This is a genomic window from Mycobacterium paraintracellulare (assembly GCF_000276825.1).
Classification (GTDB): Bacteria; Actinomycetota; Actinomycetes; order Mycobacteriales; family Mycobacteriaceae; genus Mycobacterium; species Mycobacterium intracellulare.
In genome coordinates, this window is sequence record NC_016948.1 from 4,057,436 (window position 1) to 4,080,121 (window position 22,686).

General features: G+C 69.9%; 25 protein-coding genes. 19 read left to right on the plus strand and 6 right to left on the minus strand.

What is annotated here, in order from left to right:
* Positions 1-6: 6 nt before the first annotated feature.
* Both OCQ_RS18610 and OCQ_RS18615 read left to right on the plus strand, forming a co-directional pair.
* Entirely contained in the window at positions 7-1,251 is a 1,245-nt protein-coding gene (locus tag OCQ_RS18610) for a glycosyltransferase family 4 protein (RefSeq protein WP_041785750.1), read from the plus strand.
* A gap of 22 nt (positions 1,252-1,273) precedes the next feature.
* Entirely contained in the window at positions 1,274-2,656 is a 1,383-nt protein-coding gene (locus OCQ_RS18615) for a TIGR01777 family oxidoreductase (protein ID WP_009955842.1), read from the plus strand.
* Here OCQ_RS18615 and OCQ_RS18620 read toward each other — a convergent pair.
* The 3 genes from OCQ_RS18620 to OCQ_RS18630 form a co-directional block, all read right to left on the minus strand.
* The gene (locus OCQ_RS18620) at positions 2,634-3,713 is read right to left on the minus strand and encodes an NAD-dependent epimerase/dehydratase family protein (RefSeq protein ID WP_009955841.1); all 1,080 of its coding nucleotides are present in this window, start codon (positions 3,711-3,713) and stop codon (positions 2,634-2,636) included. The genes OCQ_RS18615 and OCQ_RS18620 overlap by 23 nt on opposite strands.
* Before the next feature lie 25 nt (positions 3,714-3,738).
* Positions 3,739-4,422, minus strand: coding sequence for a hypothetical protein (locus OCQ_RS18625; RefSeq protein WP_014380750.1), 684 nt, complete (start codon positions 4,420-4,422; stop codon positions 3,739-3,741).
* A 69-nt stretch (positions 4,423-4,491) separates the two neighbouring features.
* Positions 4,492-5,232 carry an Rv1815 family serine proteinase gene (locus tag OCQ_RS18630; protein ID WP_014380751.1) on the minus strand — a complete coding sequence of 247 codons (741 nt, stop codon included), beginning with the start codon at positions 5,230-5,232 and terminating at the stop codon, positions 4,492-4,494.
* Between the two features lie 329 nt (positions 5,233-5,561).
* On the opposite strand from OCQ_RS18630, the gene OCQ_RS18635 reads away from it, so the two are divergent.
* The 10 genes from OCQ_RS18635 (at position 5,562) to OCQ_RS26195 (ending at position 14,203) form a co-directional block, all read left to right on the plus strand.
* Positions 5,562-5,993, plus strand: coding sequence for an STAS domain-containing protein (locus tag OCQ_RS18635; RefSeq protein ID WP_009955839.1), 432 nt, complete (start codon positions 5,562-5,564; stop codon positions 5,991-5,993).
* A 268-nt stretch (positions 5,994-6,261) separates the two neighbouring features.
* A complete protein-coding gene (locus tag OCQ_RS18640; RefSeq protein WP_014942678.1) occupies positions 6,262-7,383 on the plus strand; it encodes a polyprenyl synthetase family protein in 1,122 nt (373 codons plus the stop codon).
* Positions 7,384-7,411: 28 nt separating this feature from the next.
* The gene (gene crtI, locus OCQ_RS18645; RefSeq protein WP_014385497.1) at positions 7,412-8,932 is read left to right on the plus strand and encodes a phytoene desaturase family protein; all 1,521 of its coding nucleotides are present in this window, start codon (positions 7,412-7,414) and stop codon (positions 8,930-8,932) included.
* Positions 8,929-9,882 carry a phytoene/squalene synthase family protein gene (locus OCQ_RS18650; protein ID WP_014385498.1) on the plus strand — a complete coding sequence of 318 codons (954 nt, stop codon included), beginning with the start codon at positions 8,929-8,931 and terminating at the stop codon, positions 9,880-9,882. The genes crtI and OCQ_RS18650 overlap by 4 nt, the downstream gene beginning before the upstream one ends.
* Positions 9,879-10,202 carry a lycopene cyclase domain-containing protein gene (locus OCQ_RS18655; RefSeq protein WP_014385499.1) on the plus strand — a complete coding sequence of 108 codons (324 nt, stop codon included), beginning with the start codon at positions 9,879-9,881 and terminating at the stop codon, positions 10,200-10,202. Before OCQ_RS18650 ends, OCQ_RS18655 begins: the two co-directional genes overlap by 4 nt.
* Positions 10,199-10,510 (plus strand): lycopene cyclase domain-containing protein, encoded by a 312-nt coding sequence (locus OCQ_RS18660; protein ID WP_009955833.1) that lies wholly within the window; start codon positions 10,199-10,201, stop codon positions 10,508-10,510. The genes OCQ_RS18655 and OCQ_RS18660 overlap by 4 nt, the downstream gene beginning before the upstream one ends.
* Positions 10,497-11,222, plus strand: coding sequence for a class I SAM-dependent methyltransferase (locus OCQ_RS18665; RefSeq protein ID WP_014385500.1), 726 nt, complete (start codon positions 10,497-10,499; stop codon positions 11,220-11,222). Before OCQ_RS18660 ends, OCQ_RS18665 begins: the two co-directional genes overlap by 14 nt.
* Entirely contained in the window at positions 11,219-12,751 is a 1,533-nt protein-coding gene (locus OCQ_RS18670) for an FAD-dependent oxidoreductase (protein WP_014385501.1), read from the plus strand. Before OCQ_RS18665 ends, OCQ_RS18670 begins: the two co-directional genes overlap by 4 nt.
* Positions 12,748-13,752: a DUF5914 domain-containing protein gene (locus OCQ_RS18675; protein ID WP_014385502.1), complete on the plus strand. Its 1,005-nt coding sequence runs from the start codon at positions 12,748-12,750 to the stop codon at positions 13,750-13,752. Before OCQ_RS18670 ends, OCQ_RS18675 begins: the two co-directional genes overlap by 4 nt.
* A 127-nt stretch (positions 13,753-13,879) precedes the next feature.
* Complete coding sequence (locus OCQ_RS26195; protein WP_369751753.1) at positions 13,880-14,203, plus strand: DUF2784 domain-containing protein; 324 nt, start codon at positions 13,880-13,882, stop codon at positions 14,201-14,203.
* Here OCQ_RS26195 and OCQ_RS18685 read toward each other — a convergent pair.
* The gene (locus tag OCQ_RS18685) at positions 14,138-14,359 is read right to left on the minus strand and encodes a hypothetical protein (RefSeq protein ID WP_008259116.1); all 222 of its coding nucleotides are present in this window, start codon (positions 14,357-14,359) and stop codon (positions 14,138-14,140) included. The two genes, OCQ_RS26195 and OCQ_RS18685, sit on opposite strands and share 66 nt — an antisense overlap.
* Before the next feature lie 152 nt (positions 14,360-14,511).
* Between OCQ_RS18685 and OCQ_RS18690 the strand changes: the two genes are divergently transcribed.
* The 4 genes from OCQ_RS18690 to OCQ_RS18705 all read left to right on the plus strand — a co-directional run bounded on the left by OCQ_RS18690 (position 14,512) and on the right by OCQ_RS18705 (position 16,211).
* Positions 14,512-14,943 (plus strand): hypothetical protein, encoded by a 432-nt coding sequence (locus OCQ_RS18690; RefSeq protein ID WP_008259117.1) that lies wholly within the window; start codon positions 14,512-14,514, stop codon positions 14,941-14,943.
* A complete protein-coding gene (locus tag OCQ_RS18695) occupies positions 14,940-15,155 on the plus strand; it encodes a hypervirulence associated TUDOR domain-containing protein (RefSeq protein ID WP_008259118.1) in 216 nt (71 codons plus the stop codon). The genes OCQ_RS18690 and OCQ_RS18695 overlap by 4 nt, the downstream gene beginning before the upstream one ends.
* A 20-nt stretch (positions 15,156-15,175) precedes the next feature.
* Positions 15,176-15,508: a DUF3140 domain-containing protein gene (locus OCQ_RS18700; RefSeq protein WP_009955826.1), complete on the plus strand. Its 333-nt coding sequence runs from the start codon at positions 15,176-15,178 to the stop codon at positions 15,506-15,508.
* A 136-nt stretch (positions 15,509-15,644) separates the two neighbouring features.
* Positions 15,645-16,211 (plus strand): MarR family winged helix-turn-helix transcriptional regulator, encoded by a 567-nt coding sequence (locus tag OCQ_RS18705; RefSeq protein ID WP_008259120.1) that lies wholly within the window; start codon positions 15,645-15,647, stop codon positions 16,209-16,211.
* A gap of 15 nt (positions 16,212-16,226) precedes the next feature.
* Here the strand turns inward: OCQ_RS18705 and OCQ_RS18710 are convergent, their stop codons facing one another.
* The gene (locus tag OCQ_RS18710) at positions 16,227-17,477 is read right to left on the minus strand and encodes a glycosyltransferase (RefSeq protein ID WP_008259121.1); all 1,251 of its coding nucleotides are present in this window, start codon (positions 17,475-17,477) and stop codon (positions 16,227-16,229) included.
* Between the two features lie 11 nt (positions 17,478-17,488).
* On the minus strand, positions 17,489-18,535 hold the full coding sequence (fni, locus tag OCQ_RS18715; RefSeq protein WP_008259122.1) for a type 2 isopentenyl-diphosphate Delta-isomerase: 1,047 nt from the start codon (positions 18,533-18,535) through the stop codon (positions 17,489-17,491).
* Between the two features lie 144 nt (positions 18,536-18,679).
* Between fni and OCQ_RS18720 the strand changes: the two genes are divergently transcribed.
* From OCQ_RS18720 to OCQ_RS18730, 3 genes are read left to right on the plus strand one after another with little or no spacing between them, the layout of a single operon-like run.
* Positions 18,680-20,785 carry an MMPL family transporter gene (locus tag OCQ_RS18720; RefSeq protein WP_369751693.1) on the plus strand — a complete coding sequence of 702 codons (2,106 nt, stop codon included), beginning with the start codon at positions 18,680-18,682 and terminating at the stop codon, positions 20,783-20,785.
* Entirely contained in the window at positions 20,782-21,261 is a 480-nt protein-coding gene (locus OCQ_RS18725; RefSeq protein ID WP_008259124.1) for a TspO/MBR family protein, read from the plus strand. Before OCQ_RS18720 ends, OCQ_RS18725 begins: the two co-directional genes overlap by 4 nt.
* Before the next feature lie 11 nt (positions 21,262-21,272).
* Positions 21,273-22,601 (plus strand): cryptochrome/photolyase family protein, encoded by a 1,329-nt coding sequence (locus tag OCQ_RS18730; RefSeq protein WP_014385504.1) that lies wholly within the window; start codon positions 21,273-21,275, stop codon positions 22,599-22,601.
* Positions 22,602-22,686 lie beyond the last annotated feature (85 nt).

A 22,686-nucleotide genomic window follows, 5' to 3' on the forward strand; every position in this document is an offset into this window, starting at 1 on the left:
CACGAAGTGAAGATCCTGATGGTGTCGTGGGAGTACCCGCCGGTGGTCGTCGGCGGGCTCGGCCGGCACGTCCACCACCTGTCCACCGCGCTGGCGGCCGCAGGTCACGACGTCGTGGTGCTGTCACGCCGACCCACCGGGACCGATCCCCGCAGCCATCCGTCGTCCGACCAGATCAGCGAGGGTGTTCGGGTGATCGCGGCCGCGCAGGATCCGCACGAGTTCACCTTCGGCACCGACATGATGGCCTGGACGCTCGCGATGGGGCATTCCATGGTCCGCGCCGGGCTGAGCCTGAAGAAACCCGGCAGCAGCCACGCGTGGCGGCCCGACGTCGTGCACGCCCACGACTGGCTGGTGGCCCATCCGGCGATCGCGCTGGCCCAATTCTATGACGTGCCAATGGTTTCCACGATCCACGCGACCGAGGCCGGTCGGCATTCCGGCTGGGTCAGCGGCGGGCTCAGCCGTCAGGTGCACGCGGTCGAGTCCTGGCTGGTGCGCGAATCCGATTCGCTGATCACCTGTTCGGGGTCGATGGCCGACGAGATCACCGAACTGTTCGGTCCGGGGCTGGCCGAGATCACCGTGATCTGCAACGGCATCGAGACGGCGCGGTGGCCGTTCGCGGCGCGGCGGCCGCGCACGGGGCCGGCCGAACTGCTTTACCTGGGGCGGCTGGAGTACGAAAAGGGGGTGCACGACGTCATCGCCGCGCTCCCGCGGGTCAGGCGCACCCACCCGGGCACCACGCTGACCATCGCCGGCGAGGGCACCCAGCAGGGCTGGCTCATCGAGCAAGCCCGTAAACACCGGGTGCTCAAGGCGATTCGGTTCGTCGGGCACCTCGAGCACGCGGAGCTGTTGGCCGTACTGCATCGCGCCGACGCCGCGGTGTTGCCCAGCCACTACGAGCCGTTCGGCATCGTGGCGCTCGAGGCGGCCGCGGCCGGCACTCCCCTGGTGACGTCGAACATCGGCGGGCTGGGCGAGGCGGTGATCGACGGTCGGACCGGCGTATCGTGCCCGCCCCGCGACGTGACCCGGCTGGCCGCGGCGATTCGCACCGTCCTCGACGATCCGCGCGCCGCGCAACAACGCGCCCGGGCCGCCCGCGAACGCCTCACGTCCGACTTCGATTGGCATACGGTGGCCGACAAGACCGCGCAGGTCTATCTGTCGGCCAAGCGCGGCGAGCGGCAGCCGCAGGCGCGGCTCCCCATCGTCGAACACGCCTTGCCGGACCGGTAGCGAGCTTTCTAACGTTTCAGGCATGGGCCTGGACTATTCGAGCGTGGTGCACGCGCCGATCACGGACGTCTTCGATTGGCATGCCAGGCCGGGTGCCTTCCACCGCCTCTCGCCGCCGTGGCAGCCGATGCGCCTCATCGCCGAGGCATCCTCGCTCGAGGACGGGCGGGCGACGCTGGCGCTGCCCGGCGGCCTGCGCTGGATCGCCGTGCATCAGCCGGACGGCTACGATCCCCCGCGCCGGTTCGTCGACGCCCTCGGTGGTGACGGCCTGGCCACGCTTCCGGCGCGAATGGCGTTGCGCTGGCGCCACACCCACGAGTTCGTAGACATCGGCGATGACCGCACGCGGGTGATCGACCGGGTCGAGACCGCGGTGCCGGGATCGCTGTTGCGGCCCATGTTCGACTACCGGCACCGCCAGCTGGCCGACGACTTGGCTGCCCACCGGTTGGCCGCCGAGAACGGTCTGAAGCGATCGACGATCGCCGTCACCGGATCGTCGGGGCTGGTCGGTTCGGCGCTGACGGCGTTTCTGCGCACCGGCGGGCACCGGGTCATCCTGCTGGTCAGGCGCGACGCACGCGACACCGACGAACGGCGTTGGGACCCCGAGGATCCCGACCCGCAGCTGTTGGCCGGAGTCGACGCGGTCATCCATCTGGCTGGCGCCTCCATCGCCGGACGGTTCACCGACAAGCACCGGGATGCCATCCGGGACAGCAGGATTGGGCCCACCCGGCGCCTCGCCGAACTCTTGGCCCGCACCGACCCCCGGCCCGCCGTGCTGATCTCGGCGTCATCGGTCGGCTATTACGGATACGACCGCGGCGACGACACGCTGAGCGAGGACAGCGACCGTGGGGAGGGATTCCTGGCCGACGTGGTGGCCGACTGGGAGGAGGCGACCGCACCCGCGCAGGAGGCGGGGCTGCGGGTGGTGCGGGTGCGCACCGGCATCGTCCAGTCACCGCGCGGCGGCACGCTGAGGCTGATGCGTCCGCTGTTTGCCGCCGGGCTCGGGGGGCGATTGGGCGACGGCAGGCAATGGCTGTCCTGGATCGGAATCGACGACCTGGTCGATGTGTATCACCGCGCGCTGTGGGACACGGCGCTGTCGGGGCCCGTGAATGCCGTTGCGCCGCAACCCGTCCGCAACGCGGAGTACACGTCGACCCTGGCGGCGGTGCTGCATCGGCCGGCCGTGTTGCCGGTGCCGTCGCTGGGGCCTCGCCTCCTGCTCGGGGGGCAGGGCGCCCGCGAACTGGCCTGCGCGAGCCAGCGGGTGGCACCCCGCAAGCTCGTCGCGGCCGGGCACCGGTTCCGTCAACCCGACCTGACCCAGGCGCTGCGTCACCTGTTGGGCCGCGGGCAGTCAACGGTTAGGGCACCCGGCGGACGGTGAGCGGGCCTTCGTGAAGGTCGCGGCTGATGGCCTCGGCGCACGAACGCGCACGAAGGACGGGGCTCTGGGTTCCCCAGGTATGCAAGAACCCGTCGACCAGGTCGGCCAGCGCAGCCTCGGAACTCCACCGCGGCGACCATCCGAGAACGTTACGCGCGCGGTCGGTGCCCAGCAGCGGCAACGAAAACGCCATGTCCAGCCAGCCACGATCGAGGGGTTGCAACCTGGCCCGCCACGACGCCGCCACCAACAGCCCCAGTAGCGGGGAGGGCACGTGAATCGGGCGTGCCCGCAACGCCTTTGCGATGTCATCGCGGCCGACCGGCGGTTCGGCGGCCAGGTTGAAGGGCCCGAGTGCGCGGCGCTCGATCGCCTTGACGCACGCGTCGGCGACGTCGTCGGCGTGCACGATGGACACGCTCAGCGAGCGGTCCAGCGGTAGCAGCGGCAACCAGCGCACCCAACGCGGGTCCACGTAGGCGGGCAGGGTGTAGCGTCGCAGGCCCAACGCGGCGTCGCGCTGCAGGATGAAACCGGGCCTCATCCGGGTGATTCCGACCCCGTCGGGGTTGTGCCCCTCGTAGCCGTCGAGCATGTGCTCCACCGCGGATTTCGCCCTGCTGTACGCGGAGGATGGTATGCCCGCGGTCGAGAAGGTCTCGTCGACCTTCTGCCCGTATCGCCCGGCGGCGTAGGTCCCCACCGACGACATGTGCAGCAGGTGCGGCACTTTCGCGTTGTGTGCCGCGCTCAATACCGCCGCGCTGCCGTTGACCCCGACCGCGTCCAAATAACGCCTGTTGCGTGTGGGCTGGAAACCCCACGCCAGATGGACCACGCACGCGGCCCCGCGGAAGACCTTGAGCAGCTCGAGCTCCACGCCCGAGTCGGCCAGGTCCAGCTCGTGCCAGTGGGCGGACCGGTACACGTCGTCCGAAGGCGGTCGCCTCCGGCTGATTCCGACGATCTCATAGTCCGAGTCGTCGGCGGTGAGCCGGCGCAGTAAGGCGGTGCCGACGTTGCCGCTGGCCCCGGTGATCACGATGCGCTTGGGCACCGGCTACCCCCTTTCCTACGCCCGGTTACTCATCGGCATCCCTGCCGTCACGGCTCTGCCGATACGCGCGGGCGCGCAGGTCGGCGAGCCACCGCGGGTGCAGGCTCAGGCCCGGCGCGGTGTTGACGACGGGATCGAACGACACGTCGCGATGCTGTTCGTCGTCGACGACCGCGGTCAGCGTCAAGTGGCCCACCGGGGTGAAATGCCCTCTGCCGCAGGCTTGGTCGAGCGCGATCTCGATATTGCCGCGTTCGAGACGGTTGCGGACGTTGGCCAGCGACAAGCCGAGGCCGTCGATGTCGCTCGGGGTGCGGGCCCGCAGCCACCAATTGTGGTTCTGATAGTGCAACGGCATCAGGGTGGTCAGTGTCTGTCCGTTCCACGACGCGGTCGGCCGCAGCGCCACCGCCCGGGACAGCACCCCCGACCCGGCGGACACGAGCAAGATGTCCCACGGCTTTCCCGCCGGCTCCGGGGGCGTCAACCGGAAAGCCAGGCCGACGAAGTCGGGCAGCGCGCCCGGTGTGCCGCTGGCCTTGGATACCCGGGCAACGATCTCCGACGAGGGGATCGGCAAGCCCTGACCCGCCGGGGCGATGCGTTCGATGAAGCCCCTCGCCAGCACCCCGCTCGGATGAAAGATCCGTTTGCCCCGGATCGCGGAGCCCCACTGGAAGGGCAGCGCCACAAGATCGAAAACATTCACCGGCGGCGGATTCCCGTTCTGTGTCGGGGGAAACACGCCGCGCGGCGTCCCTGGGTGACGACGGGACGGCTACGGCGCCGCCACAGCGCGAGCGGCGGTGCGCCAGTTGATCATGCGCAGAGCGGGCAGCTGTTGTTGCCCGCTGTAGGAGTGGCTGTCGATGTAGACCTGCGCCATGACCGCCTGCCACGACTCGAACTGGGGTGAGGCCCTCCACATGCCCTCGTAGAGCCCCACGATGACGGCCTTGTTGTCGTCGGTCAGCGCGTAGACCGGGCCGCCGAAGTCGCGACCGTCCACGACCATGTCGGGGATGGCGAAACGGCCGTTGGTGACCGTGCCGACCGGCCCGCAGCGCTGCCCGGTCGAGCGGCGCAGCTGACACACGGGCAGGCCCGGCTGCGCGCGCAGCCCGGGCGTCGACCGCAACTGCCGGCCCGTGGGCAACACGTCCGAGGCCGTGACATTGCCTGCAAGAGCGATGACTTCGTATTCGACCGGCAGCATCGACGTGTCCGCAGCCGAGTCCGTGTCGACCTGCCTACGGCCGAGGACCACATCGCCGATCGGCTTGCGGTCACGGTCGGTCACCATCGACTGCCCACCGTCGCACTGCCCGCTGGTCAGCGCGACCCGCAGCCGCGGCTCGACCATTCCGAGCATGCATACCGTGTTGCCCTGACGAATCTCCATTCCCGGAAACACCGTGATCCCCGGGTCGGCGCCGGCCCATCCCGGTGCGCCGATAAACATCATGATGGCAGCGGGCGCAAGCGCTAACCGGCACCAGCGGCGGCCGAGCTTTTCCATTGGGCCGCACCACCCCTCGCGTCCGTCCGTCAAGGGATTCGTCGCGTTTGTTACGTGGCCCGCGTATACCCCGCGGTTACGCCGCCAAACACGCATTCACCACCGGGTTCATCGGCGTCGTTGCTCACCGTCCAGAAAACGAAACTTTGCTACCGCGCGACGGCGGGGACGCTAGGCTGCTGTCAGGTTGAGTTCACAGCTGCGTCTTTAGCGGGAGCGGTGTGCAAACACTGGTCACTCCCTTCTCACCACAATCGATAGGCGCTTCAATGGCTGCTCTTCACTCCGCGGATTCGGCGGACCAACAACATCCCACACGCGGCCGCCACATGGCCCAATTCGCCAGGGCGCACGTGTTCGTCTATGCGCGCTGCCTCGCCACGGTGGTGCGCGTCGACGGCGAGATCGATGCCGCGAATGCGAGAGACCTCACCGAAGCCATCCGCGGCTTCGCCCGGCTCAAGACCCCGGTGGTCCTCGATTTGAGCCGACTGCGCTTCCTCAGCGTCGAGGGCTTTCGGGCGCTGCTGTTCGTCAACGACGAGCTCCGTAAAGCCCGCGTGCACTGCAGCGTGGTCACCGGCAAGGCGATCCGGCCGCTGCTGCGGATCGTGCACGACAACGGGTTGGCGACCACCGACTCGGTACCGGAGGCCTTTCAAACCATCGAAGACATCCTTGCGGCGCGACGGCGTTTCGTCTCCGAACTCGCCCGCCCGAGACAGCCGCGTAGCCGGGTCCCCCGCAGCGCCGCGTCGTGACCCCGATGGGGGTTAAAACACCGCACGGGTTGGCGTTTCGGCTCCGTGCTCGGTTTCGGGCCCAGCGTGACTCGGCAAACACGGATCACCTTCATCAAGTGAATGTTTAAGTTATTGAACAACGTGGTATCTCCCACCGGGCGGCGCGGGGCGGGGCCTGGCGGCTCGTGCCGTGGTTTGCCCGCCTCGTCGGCGGGTATGACCGCGTGTGCCGGGCCAGCGCAGGCCCGGCCATTCCCAGCCGTCCGGGAGGGAGCGCTTGGGCACCATGGGAGCTTTGTCGTTTTCGCCCGCGGGCGCATCACCGCCCGTGACGGGCTCCTCGGGCGGTGACGACTTCGGCGAGTGGCGGTCGGAGGTCCGGCGGAGGGTTTTGGTCGAGGTCGCCGAGTTCGTCGCGCAGCGACGCGCCGCCGACCTGGACGGGGCGGGCATCGAAGCGGTCGGCGACATCCTGGCCGACTTCGTCTCCGGCGGTAAATGCCTGCGGTCGACGTTCGTGTACCTGGGGTGGCTGTGCGGCGCGCCGGCCGACCCCGCGGCGTTGCGGGCCGCGGCGAGCTTTGAGTTGGTGCACGCCTTCGCGCTGCTGCAAGACGACGTCATGGACGGTTCCGACGTACGGCGCGGCCGCCCGTCGGCGCACCGGCAATTCGGGCGGTGGCACCGGGAACGCGGATTGCCCGGCGCCTCACGGCGATTCGGCGAGTCCGCGGCCATCCTGCTCGGAGATCTGTGCCTGATCTGGGCCGAACAAATGCTGCGGGACAGCGGAATCGATCCCCGGCGGCTGCAATTGGCGTGGCCGCGCTACGACGCGATGCGCACCGAGCTCGCCGTGGGACAGTTCGCCGACCTGATCAACGACGCGCGGCAGGCGCCCGGGCTGGAATTCGTTCTCGATGTGGCACGGCGCAAATCGGGCAACTACACCGTGCGCCGACCCCTGGAGATCGGGGCGGCCATGGCCGGCTGCGGCGCTCACACGCTGTGCCAACTGGGCCGCTACGGCCGCGCCGTCGGCGAGGCGTTTCAGCTCCGCGACGACGTGCTCGGCGTCTTCGGTTCACCCGCCGTAACGGGTAAGCCCGGCGCGATAGACCTGCTCGAGCGCAAGGCAACCAGCGTCGTGGTGGCCGCCCACCAGCTGGCCGATCCCGCGACCCGCCGTGAACTCACCGAGCTGGCGAATCGTGAAGGCCTCGGGCGTGACGCGATCGACAGGTGGAAGGCGCTGATCATCGGGACCGGGGCCGTGGGGCTGATCGAAGAGATGATCGGCGACCGCGTCGCGTCCGCGCGCGCCCACCTCGGGGACCTGCCGATCGAGGAGCCCGTTCGCATCGCGCTGGCCGAAATGGCGGCGGCTTGTACGGATCGCGCCGTATGACCGGTACCGAGTCGGGAGCGCGTTGACCATGCGGACCATCGACGGACGCACCGATCACGTCGTGGTGGTCGGCGCCGGCCTGGCCGGCCTGTCCGCGGCGCTGCACCTGGCCGGGCGGGGGCGCGCGGTCACCGTGGTGGAACGTGAGCCATGGCCGGGCGGGCGGGCCGGGCGCCTCGACATCGACGGGTACCGGATCGACACCGGGCCAACGGTGCTCACGATGCCGGACATCATCGACGAGACCTTCGCGGCCGTCGGCGAGACAAGGTCCAACCGGCTGGAGCTGTCGCCGGTTGATCCCGCCTACCGCGCCGTGTTCGCCGACGGCAGCGCGCTCGATGTGCACAGTGACGCAGACCGGATGGCCGACGCAATCGCCGACTTCGCCGGTTCCGGGCAGGCGGCGGGCTACCGGCGGCTGCGCACGTGGCTGACCAGGTTGTACCGCACCGAATTCGACGGGTTCATCGGTGCCAATTTCGATTCCCCGCTCTCGCTGCTCACGCCGCGGCTGGCGCAGCTGACGGCGATCGGCGGCTTCCGCAGGTGGGATCGCATGGTCAAGCGGCACATCAGCGATGAGCGACTGCAGCGGATCTTCACCTTCCAGTCGCTGTACGCCGGGGTGGCGCCGCGCGACGCCCTGGCGGTCTACGCGGTCATCGCCTACATGGACACCATCGCGGGCGTGGTGTTCCCGCGGGGCGGCGTGCGCGCGCTGCCCGACGCGCTGGCCGCGGCGGCCACCGACGCCGGCGTCCAATTCCGTTACGGCGCAACCGTTACGGCCCTCGAACAATCCGGCGGCCGGGTCAGGGCCGTACTCACCGAACAGGCCGGGCGCATCTCGTGCGACGCGATCGTGCTGACCACCGAACTGCCCCAGACCTACGCGCTGCTGGGCCGCACACCCCGCCGCGCCGTGCGGTTGCGGGCCTCCCCGTCGGCGGTGGTGGCGCACCTGGGTTGCCCCGCGGTCGCTCGCGACACGGCCCACCACACCATCCTGTTCGGCGAGGCATGGGATCAGACCTTCACCGACATCATCCGCGACGGCCGGTTGATGACCGATCCGTCGTTGCTGGTGACCCGCCCGACGGCCGGCGACCCGGCGCTGGCTCCCGAGGGCCGCGATCTGCTCTACGTCCTGGCCCCCGCGCCGAACCTGGAGCGCGGCACCATCGATTGGTCGCGGGCCGGCGCCGCCTACGCCGAGGGCCTCGTCGCACACGTCGCGGACCGGTTGCTCCCCGGATTGCGGGAGGACGCAACGGTTCTCGACGTCGTCACACCCGCCGACTGGGCCCGTCAGGGCATGGCGGCCGGCAGCCCCTTCGCGCTGGCCCACACGTTCGGTCAGACCGGGCCGTTCCGGCCGGCCAACATGGTGCGCGGCATCTACAACGCGGTGCTCGCCGGTTCCTCCACGGTGCCCGGCGTCGGCGTGCCGACCACCCTGATTTCCGGGCGGCTCGCCGCGGACCGCATCACCGGGGCCGCCACGAGGGCCATCGCCGTCCTCGACACGAAAGCCGGTTTGCCATGATGCGCAGCGAATTGGCCGCGGCCGGAATCGACGATCCGCGGCTGCGCGAGGGATACCGCCAGTGCCGGGAACTCAATGCCGCCCATGGCCGCACCTTCTTCCTGGCGACCCGGCTGCTCGCGCCCGACCAACGGCCGCCCGTGCACGCGCTGTACGGCTTCGCCCGCTACGCCGACGACATCCTCGACGATCTCGATCCGCGGCTGGACCCTTGCAGTCGTGGCAGGCGGCTGCAGCAACTGTCCGAGCGCTTCTTCTCCGACGGCGCCCACCTCGACGATCCGTTGGTGGCGGCGGTGACGCACACCGCACGGCGCTACCGGATCAGCGCCGGGCTCTTCGAGGACTTCCTGAACTCGATGCGGATGGATCTCACGGTCACCGACTATCCCGACCGCGCAGCGCTCAACCTCTACATGCGGGGCTCCGCGGAAGCCATTGGGCTGCAGGTACTCCCGATCCTGGGAACCGTGACGCCGATGGAGGAGGCCGCGCCGTATGCCGCGGCGCTGGGCCGGGCCTTCCAGCTCACCAACTTCCTGCGCGATGTCGACGAAGATCTGGTGCGCGGCCGGGTCTACCTGCCGACCGACGAACTCGCGGCCGACGGCGTGGATCGGGAGCTGTTGACGTGGTGTCATGCGCATCGCCGCACCGACCCCCGGGTGCGCCGCGCCCTGGCCGCGCAGCACGAAATCGCGCGTCAGACTTACCGATTCGCCGCGGCGGGGATCGCCACGCTGGCGCGTCGCTCACGGCCGTGCGTGGCAACCGCGGCCGCCCTGTACGCCGAGATCCTGGACTGCATCGAAAGAAGCGAGTTCGCGGTGTTCGACCACCGGGCCACCGTGGGCCGGGCTCGACGGCTTCGGGTCGCCGGTGCGGGACTGATACGGTCGTGGCGGGCGCGAAATCGCGAGCGGGACGATCTCAACTCGGGGGCCGCATGAGCGATCGGTGGCAATACCTTGTGGTCCTGGCCGCATGCCTGCTGATCACGGCGCCGCTGGAGGCGTTGGGCCCCGGCGTCTACCGACAGTGGCGACGCTTCCTCAAGGCGGTGCTGCCGGTCGCCGCGGTGTTCCTGATCTGGGATGAGATCGCCGTCGCCGCGCGCGTGTGGACCTACGACGGCGCGTACCTCAGCGGCCTGAGCATCCCGTTTCGGGTGCCGATCGAAGAGGTGCTGTTCTTTCTCGTCATTCCGACATGCGCGCTGCTGACCTACAACGCAGTGGGCGCCATCCTGGCAAGGGTGCACCGGCGGTGAGCGGTCTCGGCTACACCCTGCCCGCCGCGCTGGCGGTATTGGCCGTCTGCGCACTGGAATTGGCGGTGCTGCGCACCGGGCTGTTTCGCCGGCCGGCCTACTGGCTGTCGATGGTGATCGTCCTGGGATTCCAGATCCCGGTCGACGGATGGCTGACAAAGCTCAGCTCGCCCATCGTCAGCTACGACGATCGGCAGCTGAGCGGGCTGCGCTTCCCGTTCGACATTCCGGTCGAAGACTTTCTGTTCGGTTTCGCGTTGGTCACCGCGGTGCTGCTGCTGTGGGAACGGCAACATGCGCGTCGGTGATGCGGGCCCCGCCCCCGCCGACCTGGCAGCCGCGTTCGACGCGGGTGCCGCGGCCTACGACCGGCTGGTCGGCGCCAGCCCGGGCTACCACGCGCAACTGCTGCTGTCGGCGCGCCGGATGCGGATTCCGGCCCGCGGCAAGGGCTTACGGCTGCTCGACGCCGGCTGCGGGACGGGCGCCTCGACGGCCGCACTGCTCGCCGTCGCGCCCCACGCCGACATCGTCGCCGTGGACGCGTCGCGCGGAATGCTCGACGCGGCGCGCGCGAAGGACTGGCCCGCCACGGTGCGCTTCGTCCACACCCCCGTCGAACAATTGGCGGAGCACGGGATCACCGGGCCCTTCGACGCCATCCTGGCCGCGTACCTGATCCGCAACGTCGCCGACCGCGACGACCAACTGCGCAATTTCCGCACACTGTTGCGCCCCGGCGGCACCCTGGCAGTGCACGAGTATTCGGTGCGCGACTCCCGGGCCGCCACCCGCATCTGGCACGCGGTCTGCTGGGGCATCATCATCCCGTCCGGGTGGTGGCGCACCCGCGACACCGCGCTGTATCGCTACCTGTGGCGTAGCGTGCTCGCATTCGACGGCGCCGCGCGGTTCCGGACCCGCCTCGCCGACGCCGGCTTCACCGCCGTGCACAGCGAGACGATGCCCGGCTGGGAAGCCAACATCGTGCACACCTTCCTGGCGGACGCGCCGTCATGACCGCGCACGCCGACCGTCGCCGCCGAACATTGCCCGCACCAACGGGATTGCCGGACGCCGGCGCGCTGCCGTCGCGGCCCCGGGTCGCCGTCGTCGGCGGCGGGATCGCCGGACTGGCCGCCGCCACCGGACTCGCCGAGCGCGGCGTCGCGGTCGAGGTCATCGAACGCGAACCCTACCTCGGCGGTCGGGTCGGCGGCTGGACCGAGCGCGACGGCGGCGTCGACCTCGCGATGAACCGCGGCTTCCACGCGTTCTTCCGGCAGTACTACAACCTGCGCGCCCTGCTGGCCCGGATCGACCCGCGATTGCGGATGCTGACTCCCGTCGAGGATTACCCGCTCATCGACGGCGCGGGGCGGCGCGACAGCTTCCGCGGGCTGCCGCGCACCCCGCCGTGGAACGCCGTCGCCTTCGCCGCGCGCAGCCCGACGTTCCGCCTTCGCGACTTCACCCGCATCGATGCCCGCGCCGCCGCGCCGCTGGCCGCGGTGTCGGTGCCGGGCACCTACGAGCGCCTCGACCACATCGACGCCGCGGCGTTCCTCGAAAACATCCGATTCCCCGAGGCCGCACGGCATCTGGCGTTCGAGGTGTTCTCCCGCAGCTTCTTCGCCGACCCCGCCAAGCTGTCCGCGGCCGAGTTGGCGACCATGTTCCACATCTACTTCCTGGGATCGGCCGAGGGGCTGATCTTCGACGTCCCGTGCGCGAACTACGACAGCGCGCTGTGGCAGCCGTTGTGCGGCTACCTCGAGGGGCGCGGGGTGCGGTTTCGGCTCGGCACCGCCGCCCTGGGCATCGAGGGGGATTCGGCGGGGCGCTTTCGCGTGCACACCGATTCCGGCGAGCGGCTCGACGTCGACGCGGTGGTGCTGGCCACCGACGTCGCGGGCCTGCAGCGGATCGTGGCGGGATCGAGCGGCCTTGGCACCGATGACTGGCGGGCCCGGATCTCGCGGCTGCGCACCGCGCCGCCGTTCGCCGTGCATCGGTTCTGGCTCGATCGCCCCGTCTCGGCGCGGCGCCCGGCGTTTCTGGGCACGGCCGGGTACAAGCCGCTGGACAACATCAGCGTGCTGGAACGCTACGAACGCGAAGCCCGCGCGTGGGCGTGCGCGCATCAGGGTTCGGTGGTCGAATTGCATTCCTACGCATTGGATTCGGCGCCGTCGCGCGCCGCCGCGCTCCGCCGGCTGCACGCGGTGTACCCGGAAACGGCGGCGGCACACATCGTTCACGAGAGGCTGCTGCACCGCAGCGACTGCCCGCTTTTCGCGCCGGGCACCTATACGGACCGCCCCGCGGTGATCACCCCGACACCGGGCCTGGTGTTGGCCGGCGACGCCATCCGGATCGACCTGCCGGTGGCGCTGATGGAGCGCGCCGCCACCACTGGGTGGTGCGCCGCGAACCAACTGCTGAAACGCTGGGGACTGGCCGGACACCCGTTGTCCACGGTGCCCACCCGGGGCCGTTCACCACTGCTGCGATGGCTTGCCACCCGCGAGGGAGCCGCCCGGCGATGAAGATCCGCGACCAGCTGCAAAGCCTGCGGGCGTGGCCCAAAGATTGGCCCCTGCAGGTGATCCCGCGTGTGTCGTGGGCCGATCAGCGCCCGACCTATCGCGATGCACAACCCGCCGTCATCGACGCCGCGCTGCGCCGCTCACAGCACCGCCCCACCGGCAACTGGTACGCGTTCGCCGCCAGCCGGCAGGTGGTCGGCGGGCGGCCGTTCGGCGCGCTCGTCGCCGGCGTCGAGGTCGTCGCCTGGCGCGACGAGCAGCACCGCCTGTGCGTGGGACCGCGCAGTTGCCCGCACCTGGGGGCCGACCTCGCCACCGGCACGGTGCACCGCGGCACGCTGGTGTGCCGGTGGCACGGGCTGACCCTGGACGGGCGCGCCCGCGAATTCGGTTGGAGCCCATTGCCCGGTCACGACGACGGCACCCTGGTCTGGGTGCGGCTCGATGCGGTCGGACGGGAGCCGCCGCTGGAGCTTCCGGTGATTCCGGAGCGGCCGACCGGCGACACCCTGGCCGCAGTCGCCCGCATGGAGGGCGTCTGCGAGCCGATCGACGTCATCGCCAACCGGCTCGATCCGTGGCATGGCGCCTGGTTTCACCCGTACTCGTTCACCCGCCTCGAGGTGCTCACCACACCGACCGAACACGCCGACCGCTTCTTGGTGGCCGTGACGTTCCGGATGGGACGCCTGGGGGTGCCGGTCGTCGCGGAGTTCAGCTGCCCGGAGGCCCGCACCATCGTCATGCGCATCGTGGACGGGGAGGGGGCGGGCAGCGTCGTCGAAACCCACGCCACCCCAATCGGTTTGGGCCCCGATGGCCGCCCCCGCACCGCCGTCCTGGAAGCCACCATCGCGCACTCGGGGCGGCCCGGGTTCAAGCGGGCATCCCGGGTGGCGCCGCTGATCACGCCGCTCATGCGCTTCGCGTCGAGCAGGCTCTGGCGCGACGACCTCGCCTACGCCGAGCGTCGTTACCAGGTACGCGCCGCACGCGGATGACCCACAGCGGTGCGCATGCAAGAATCGTCGGATCAGTTCCGCACCCGAGTCCGCCTCGGCCGTCACGAGGCACTACGCAGTCGCGGTCGCAGTGACCGTCGGCGCGCACCTTGCGTACCTGCTCTACGTGCCCAGCGGCGGCTTTCTCGCATTGCGCTGGCCGCGCACCATGGCGCTGCACGTGCCGGCGGTGGGTTGGGGTATCGCCGTCGTCACGCTCAGGCTCCCCTGCCCGTTGACCATCCTGGAATCGTGGGCCCGCCGCAGCGCGGGGATGAATCCGCTGCCGACCGCGGGCTTCATCGAGCGTTATGTCGCAGGTCATTTCGTGCCGACCGGGCGCATTGGTGCCGCACAGGCGTTGGCGTTCAGCGCGGCCGGCGTCTCATGGTGCGTCCTGGCGCGGCGGATCCTTCATCCCCGGAGGCGGCCCGTCGGCGTGAACGGCTGAGCGCCGCCACAGCAGCCATACGGTGCCCAGCACCAGCGCCGCGAACACGATCGCGGCCGGCCACAGGGCCAGTTCGGCAAGCCACACACGCCGTTGCAGGCGCAGCACTTTGCGCTGGGCGCCCCGCAGGCGTTGCGACGTCTCGTGCACGGTCATCGGCCATCACATACCCGAGGAGCACCTGTTCAAACCGCAGGACGCCGCGGTCTGTAGCCACAAGCATTTGACTATTGAATACATGAAACGTCTCCGCGATTCGGCGCCCTGCTCAGCGGGAATGCCATAGCGGAATACGGGGAAGGAACACCATGAGCTTCGACAACACCGGCGAGGGCGCCACGCAGGCGGTGGGAAAAGTCACCGAGGCGCTGGAAACCATCGAGCGCGCCCGGGGACACCTGTACTCCTTCCACCAACTCACCGGCCATGCCGACCTCCAACTCGACGAGGCGGTGTCGCGGTTGCACGAACTCGGGCACGCCGGTCTGGCCCAACACATCAGCCGCGAGCTGATCGGGCGCAACGTCCTCCCGGGGCGCTGGAGCTTTCAGGTGGTCGAAGACTACGACGACGGCTACTACCGCTGCTTCAAGGAGATCGAACAGCTGGTGCGAATGCGACTCGCCGGCGGACAGCGCCACCGCTACGAGATGGCGATGAAAGAGGAGCGGCGCACCGCGGGTCACCCCGCCCACACCGCGTCGCCCAACGACGAATCGACGAATGGTGAAAACCTATGAGCAACAGAGAATTCGACAAGGGCGACGCGGTCGAGTGGCAAAGCCACGGCACGACGGTCCGCGGTACCGTCGAGGGCGAGATCACCTCGGATACCGAGGCCGCCGGGCGCACGGTGCGCGCCTCCGCGGACCAGCCGCAGTACAAGGTGCGCAGCGACAAGACGGGCGCGGATGCGGTGCACAAGCCGGACGCGCTGCGCCGCGCGGACTGATTCGTGTCGAGGGTCATCCGATGACAGAGGACAAGGACACCACCTGGGCCCGCTTCCACGACGCGGTGAACATGACCGCCGGTGAGCTGGAAAAGTGGCTCGCCACAGAAGAGTCGAACGCCGTGGGACAAAAGCAGGGCGAGAGCGAGTCGACCGGTCATGCCAGCGGGCGCCGCATCGTCGAGATACTCACGGCGAAGCGAAAAGACCTCACCGAGGCCGACTACGCGCACATGCGCAAGGTTGTCGGGTACGCCAAGCGCCATCTGGCGCAACGTCCACAGGGCAACATCGACGAGAGCCCCTGGCGCTACTCGTTGATGAACTGGGGTCACGACCCCGCGAAGTCGTGACACCGCCTCGACCCACCGGCTAAGCCACGGTGATCCGGTAGGGGTGCCGTAGGCTGATGGCCACCGACCGGACCGGGGGCCGCGCGCAGCGGTCCCGAAACGCTGGTCGGCCTATCTTGCAAGAGGATGCGGGTAAGTGACCAAGCGCGGCGCCGCTGACCGGCGAATGGACCGAGCCGAACTCGAGAAGTTGATGTCGGCGGACATGCGCGCGATCACGGCGCAGTCCGACCGCATCGGCCGGCACTTCGCGCGGCAAAACGAGGTCAGCGGCACCGACTTCCACGCCCTGCTGCACATCATGGTCGCCGAGACTGCCGGAACGCCTTTGACGGCGGCGCAATTGCGGAGGCGCATGGACGTATCGCCCGCCGCCATCACCTATCTCGTGGACCGCATGATCGACGCAGGGCACCTCCGGCGCGAACCGGACCCGCAGGACCGCCGCAAGACGCTGCTGCGCTACGAGAAACCTGGAATGGCGCTGGCGCGCTCATTTTTCACGCCGTTGGGCGCCGAACTGCATACCGCCCTCGCCGAGCTTCCCGACCGCGACTTGGCGGCCGCTCATCGGGTTTTCACGGCGATGATCGAGGCGATGTCCGCCTTCGAATCCACGCTCACCGCACCGGCTCCCAAACGGCCCGCCACCCCCGAGGGGAAGCGCACCCCGGCGAAAGGCCGCGGCGGCGCCGTGCGCTGAGACGCACCGGGCCGGTTAGTGCACCGGGCGCTCGACGGTGCATCCCAACAGCCGCTGCTCGATGAGATCCGCTCCGCGGGCCACACCTCCGGTGGCCGCGAACCCGGCGGCCACCCGTCGCGCACCGTCCGCCATCGTCATTGCCTGACGCACCTTCGCTCTCAGCCGCGCCGGTGTGAGTTTTTTCGCCCTCAGCCGGGTGCCGCAGTGAGCGACCTCCACCCGCCGGGCGACTTCGGCCTGATCGCGGGCGAAGGGAACGACGCAGACCGGTACACCCCGGTCGAGAGCCTTCAGTGTGGTCCCCATTCCGCCATGCGTGATCGCGCAGGCGGCCTTCTCCAGGACGGCGGTGTGCGGCACGAAACGGCATACCGTCGCGTTGTCGGGGCGCGGCAAATCGGTGGGTATGCCCGCCGGAAACGTCGCCACGACGTGCACGTCCTCATCGGCCAGCGCGTGCAAGGCGATTCGCCCCAGCGGTTCGTCGGCCTGCCGCAACGACGACGTGTTCACCAGCACGACGGGCCGGTCGAGGTCATCGATCCAACCCGCTGTCACGGTTTCGGTCGGCTCGAATACGCACGCGCCGATGTGGTGCAACACATCGGGCCATCCCGGATGCCGATACTCGAAAGGCTCGCCTCCGACGGCCAGCAGCAGCGGCGCGCGGCGCATGAAGCCGTCCACCGACGTTACCGGTGGCACCGCCAGCTGCACGCGAATTGCGTTGACGCGCGGCAGCATTGGCCGGTCGAACAGGTACCTCACGATCGGGCGTACCGTGGCGTCCCGCAGGTCACCGACGACGCCCGGCAGGGGCCGCAGCCCGGGACCGAACGGCGGCACGCCCCGGGAGCGCAGGTACGGGGTGAACGGCGAAAACAGCGACCACGGAATCTCCCCGGCGTCTGCGGCCGACAAGGCGCCCCAACAATTCGCGTCCACGATGACCGCATCCGGCCGAACCTCGGCCACGGCCCGACGCAGGTCGTCGACCTCGAACACCGCTCGCCGGCACAGCACGTCGACCGACGAGGTCAAGACCTCCAAGGCGTTTCGCGCCCGCCAGTCCTTCCCGGCAATCGCCTCGATTCGCGGATCGACGGGCGCGGCGTGCACGCCAACCGAGCGCATCGTCGAGACGCCGCCCGCCATGGTGCGCACATGAACGTCGTGACCCCGCCGGGCGAGTTCGGCCAGCAGGGCGCCGACCGGCAGCAGATGTCCGAGTGCCGGCGAGCCGTACGCGAGGATGACAGCCACGTCGCGCGAAGCTACGTAACGCGGACGAGGTCGACGTCGCGCAGCGCCGCGAGGTTTGCCGCACCGCAGCCGTGCAGGCAAACCCGAAGCTCATCGATGAACGGCTGCAGCCAATCCACCACCGCCGCAGTGGATTCGATCGCGGCCGGCAGCAGCGGCCGGGCCACCGCCACGACGTCGGCCCCCAGGGCGATCGCCTTGGCCGCGTCCATCCCGGTTCGAATGCCACCGGACGCCACCAGCGGGATCTCCGGCAGCGCCTCGCGCACCTCCACGACCGCACGCGCGGTGGGGATTCCCCAGTCGGCCAACTCCGGATGGCGCAGTTCGCCGTAACGCACGAACTGTTCGACCCGCGACCACGACGTGCCGCCGGCGCCCGCCACGTCGATTCCGGCAACCGGAAGCGTGCCGTCGGCCCCAAGGAGTTCGGCCACCGCGGCGCCGCCGATCCCGTGGCCGACCTCCTTGAGCAACACGGGGTAGCCGAGGGCGTCGGCCGCTTCGCGCAGCCGGTCCACCGAGCCGGAGAAGTCGGTGTCGCCGTTGTGTTGCATCGCTTCCTGCAACGGATTGGTATGCACGGCAAGCGCGTCGGCGCCCACCCGATCGAGGGCCTTGGCCAGGTCCGGCACGGCCGCCTTCGCCAGCTGGGATAGCCCAATGTTGCCGAACAGCAACGCATCTGGGGCGACGTCGCGAACCGTGAAGCTGTCCGCGGCGCGCTCCCCCAGCGCGCTGTCGAGCATGATGCGCTGCGAGCCGAGCATCATGCCGACGCCGAGCTGTTGGGCGGCGGCCGCCAGATTGCGGTTGATCGTCCCGGACAACTCTGCGCCCCCGGTCATCGCGCCGATGAGGATCGGAGAGCGCAGGTTGGCACCGAAAAACGTGGTGGACAGGTCGATGTCGCCCAGGCTGGTCTGCGTGAGCGCGTTGTAGGGCAGGTGATACCGGTCCAGGCCGGTGCTGACCCCGGCATAACCGACCGGCTCGCTCAGGCACACGTCGATGTGCCGCCGCTTGCGATTCTTCATCGCGCCACGGTCAGCGGTCATCGCCGGCAAGCCTCGCGTCCATCAATGTCTCCGCATCGCGTCCATAATGTTCATAGTGCCCCCTTTCGCGCAGCGCCATGCCGACTTCGTGGCGCTGCGTCGTTTCAGTTGATTAATGTTTAACTAACTGAAAGGGTTGTGTTCGTGGTATGGGAGCCCTTGGCCACCGCTGTGACGGGTCGACGTTCGTGGCTGCTCGCGCTGGTCGCGGCCCTGCTGGGGGTCGGTTTCATGGTTCTCATCGGCGAGAACGCGGCGGCGGGCCAGTCACCGAAATCGCTGCCCGACGACTCCGCGTCGGCCGAGGTGGACGCGCTGTCGCGGCAGTTCACCGGCGGCGACCGCGCCCCGGTGATTGTCGTGGTCAGCCGGACCGACGGCGCGGTGCTCAGCCCCTCGGACGTTTCGGCCGCACGCGCGGCCCGCGATCGGGCCCAGGCCGCCGCGCCGCCCGGCGGGGATGGCGCGGCGCCCGCGCTGCCGTCGACCGACGGGAAGGCCGTCCTGGGCATCGTGCCGATCAGCGGCGGCCTGTCGGGGCTTGACCTCGACCGCACGGTCACGGCGCTGCGCACGGCCGCGGCGAGCGGCCTGCCCACGGATCTGCAGGTGCACGTCACGGGCGGGCCGGCGTTCGGCGCCGACATCGCCAGCGCCTTCACCAACGCCAACATCACCTTGCTCGCCGTGACGACGTCGGTGGTGGCGCTGCTGCTGATCGCCACGTACCGGTCCCCGGTGCTGTGGCTGGTCCCCTTGCTCGTCGTCGGATTCGCCGACCGGGTCGCCGCCGCGGTCGGTACGGCGGTGGCGTCGCTGACCGGGCTGAGCTTCGACGGCGCCACCTCGGGCATCACCAGCGTGCTGGTGTTCGGGGCGGGCACCAATTACGCGCTGTTGTTGATCTCCCGGTATCGCCAAGAGCTACGGCGCCATTCCGGGCACCGCGTCGCGCTGCGGCACGCCGTGCGCCGGGCGGGGCCGGCCATCGTTGCCAGCAATGCCACCGTGGTGCTGGCGCTGCTCACGCTGCTGTTCGCGGCCACTCCGAGCACACGCAGTCTGGGCGCGCTGGCGGCGTGCGGCCTCGTGGTCGCCGCGGTGTCGGTGCTGGTCATCCTGCCGCCGATGCTGGCCGTGTGCGGCCGCCGATTGTTCTGGCCGTTCATCCCGCACGCCGACGACGCCGAGGACCGGGATTCCGGTGCCTGGCGGCGCATCGCGGAATCGGTCGCCCGTCGTCCCGCGCTGGTTGCGGTGGTCGCGATCGCGGTGCTGGCCGCCCTGGGCACGGGCTTGTGGGGGACCCGGATCGGGCTGTCGCAGACCGAGCAGTTCCGCGTGCGCGCGGATTCGGTGTCCGGTTACGCCGTGGTGGCCGAACACTTCCCGGCCGGCCTGGCCAACCCGACACTGGTTGTCGCGCCCACCGCCCACGCGTCGCCCGTGCGGCAGGCGATCGGGGCCACGCCCGGCGTCGTCTCGGTGACCGAGTCCGGCCGCGCGGAAACGGGGCTGACGAAGTGGTCGGTGGTGATCGACGCACCGCCGTCGTCCGACCGGGCGTTCGGCATCGTTGCCGCACTGCGGGATTCGACCCGGGCCGCCGACCCCGGCGCGCTGGTGGGCGGCGCCGACGCGCAGGCCCTCGACGTCCGGGACGCGGCCGCGCATGACCGCGTGCTGCTGATCCCGGCGATCCTGGCCGTCATCCTGGTCGTCCTGTATGCGTTGCTGCGATCCGCCCTCGCGCCGCCGACCCTGCTGGCCGCGACGATTCTGGGTGCCCTGGCCGCGTTGGGCATGGGCGGCTGGGCGAGCATCCATATCTTCGGTTTTCCGGCACTGGACAACACCACCCCGCTGTTCGCCTTCCTGTTCTTGGCCGCCCTCGGCGTGGACTACACCATCTTTCTGGTCACCCGCGCCCGCGAAGAGGCCGCACGGCACGGCGCGCGCGACGGGATGGTGCGCGCGGTGTCGGCGACCGGAGGCGTAATCACCAGCGCGGGAATCGTTTTGGCCGCCGTGTTCTGCGTGCTCGGGGTGCTGCCGTTGATCGTCCTGACGCAGTTGGGGATCATCGTCGGCCTGGGCATCCTGCTCGACACCTTCGTGGTGCGCACCCTGGTCATCCCGGCGTTGTTCGCCCTCATCGGCGACCGAATCTGGTGGCCCACCAGCCCCGCCAATGCCGAACCCGTTGAACAACAAGCGGATCGGGCCCAACGCGAACGGAGCACGCCGTGAACAAATCGATCTTAGGTGCGACGGCCCTGGGAGTCGCCGCGGCCGCCGGCGCCGGCAGCGTCGCCAGCGCCAACGCCGCCTCGCCGTGGTACGCGCGGCTTCGCAAGCCCGCGTACCAGCCGCCGCGCGCCGCCTTCCCCGTCGCGTGGACCACGCTCTACGCGGACATCGCGGTCACGTCGGCGGTGGCCATCGACCGGTTTCGCGCCACCGGGCGCCATGACCAGGCGCGCAGCTACGCCGCTGCCCTGGTGGTCAATCTGCTCCTCAACGCCGGGTGGAGTTGGCTCTTCTTTCGGTACCACAAGCTCGGTGCGGCCGCGGTCGGTGCCGCGGCGCTGACGGCCAGCAGCGCCGACCTGGTGAGGCGCACCGCGCAAGCCGGCCCGCGGGGCGGGCCGGCGCTACTGCCCTACCCCATGTGGTGCGGCTTCGCGACCGTCCTGTCCACCCACATCTGGCGGCTCAACCGTTAAGGGGCCGAATCATGCCCGCCCTGTTGTGGTTTCGCCGCGATCTGCGGCTGCGTGACCATCCGGCGCTGCTCGCCGCGGCCGAGGCCCACGAGGTGCTCGCCTGCTTTGTGCTCGATCCGCGGCTGGAAAGCTCGTCGGGACAGCGCCGGCTGCAGTTCCTGGGTGACTCGCTGCGGCGGCTGCGCGCGGACCTCGACGGGCGGCTGCTCGTCACCCGCGGGCGGCCCGACACCCAGATTCCCCACATCGCCAAGGAGATCGGCGCGACGTCGGTGCACATCTCCGAGGACTTCGCGCCGTTCGGCACGCGCCGCGACGAACGGGTGCGCGCCGCACTGGGCGCGGTCCCGCTGGTGGCGACCGGCTCGCCGTACCTCGTCTCGCCCGGACGCGTCACCAAGCCGGACGGCTCCCCGTACCAGGTGTTCACACCGTTTCTGCGGCAGTGGCACGAAGTCGGCTGGCGGGCCCCGGCCACATCGGGCGCCGCCTCCGCGCGCTGGCTCGATCCGGCGCGCCTGCAAGTCGAGCACTGCGAAATCCCCGACCCCGGTGTCTCGCTCGATGTCGCCGCCGGCGAGGCCGCGGCGCGCGCCCAGTGGAAGTCCTTCCTCGACAACGGATTGAGAAGCTACGCCGACGACCGCAACAGGCCCGACCTGCGCGGCACCAGCCGGATGTCGGCGCACCTGAAATTCGGCACCGTCCACCCCCGCACCCTGGCCGCCGACCTGGACCTGCGCGGCGGCGGGGCGCAGGCGTACCTGCGGGAGTTGGCTTTCCGCGATTTCTACGCCGACGTGCTGCACCACTGGCCCGCGAGCGCGTGGCGCAACTGGAACAAAGATTTCGACGGCATCCCGACCGACTCCGGCGCCGAGGCCGAGCGCCGCTTCGCGGCGTGGAAGGCCGGTGAGACCGGTTTTCCCTTCGTCGACGCCGGGATGCGGCAGCTGCGCGAAACCGGGTTCATGCACAACCGGGTGCGGATGAGCGTCGCGTCGTTTCTGGTCAAGGACCTTCATCTGCCGTGGCAGTGGGGCGCCGAATGGTTTCTGGACCAGCTCGTGGACGGGGACATGGCGAACAACCAGCACGGCTGGCAGTGGTGTGCGGGCTGCGGCACCGATGCCGCGCCCTACTTCCGGGTGTTCAACCCGACGACACAGGGCGAAAAGTTCGACCCCACAGGCGATTACATCCGCCGCTGGGTGCCCGAGCTGCGCTCGGCCGATGACGCGCACCTGCGCAGGGGCCGGCGGCCGGACAACTACCCGCAGCCCATCGTCGACCACGCCGCCGAACGGGCCGAAGCGCTGCGGCGCTATCAGAGCATCTGATCTCGGCGCTCGTTTGCCCAATCGTGCACCCGTAGCCGATGGGCATGCCATGATCGGCCGATTCAGCTGGTCAAGCCATTCGGGA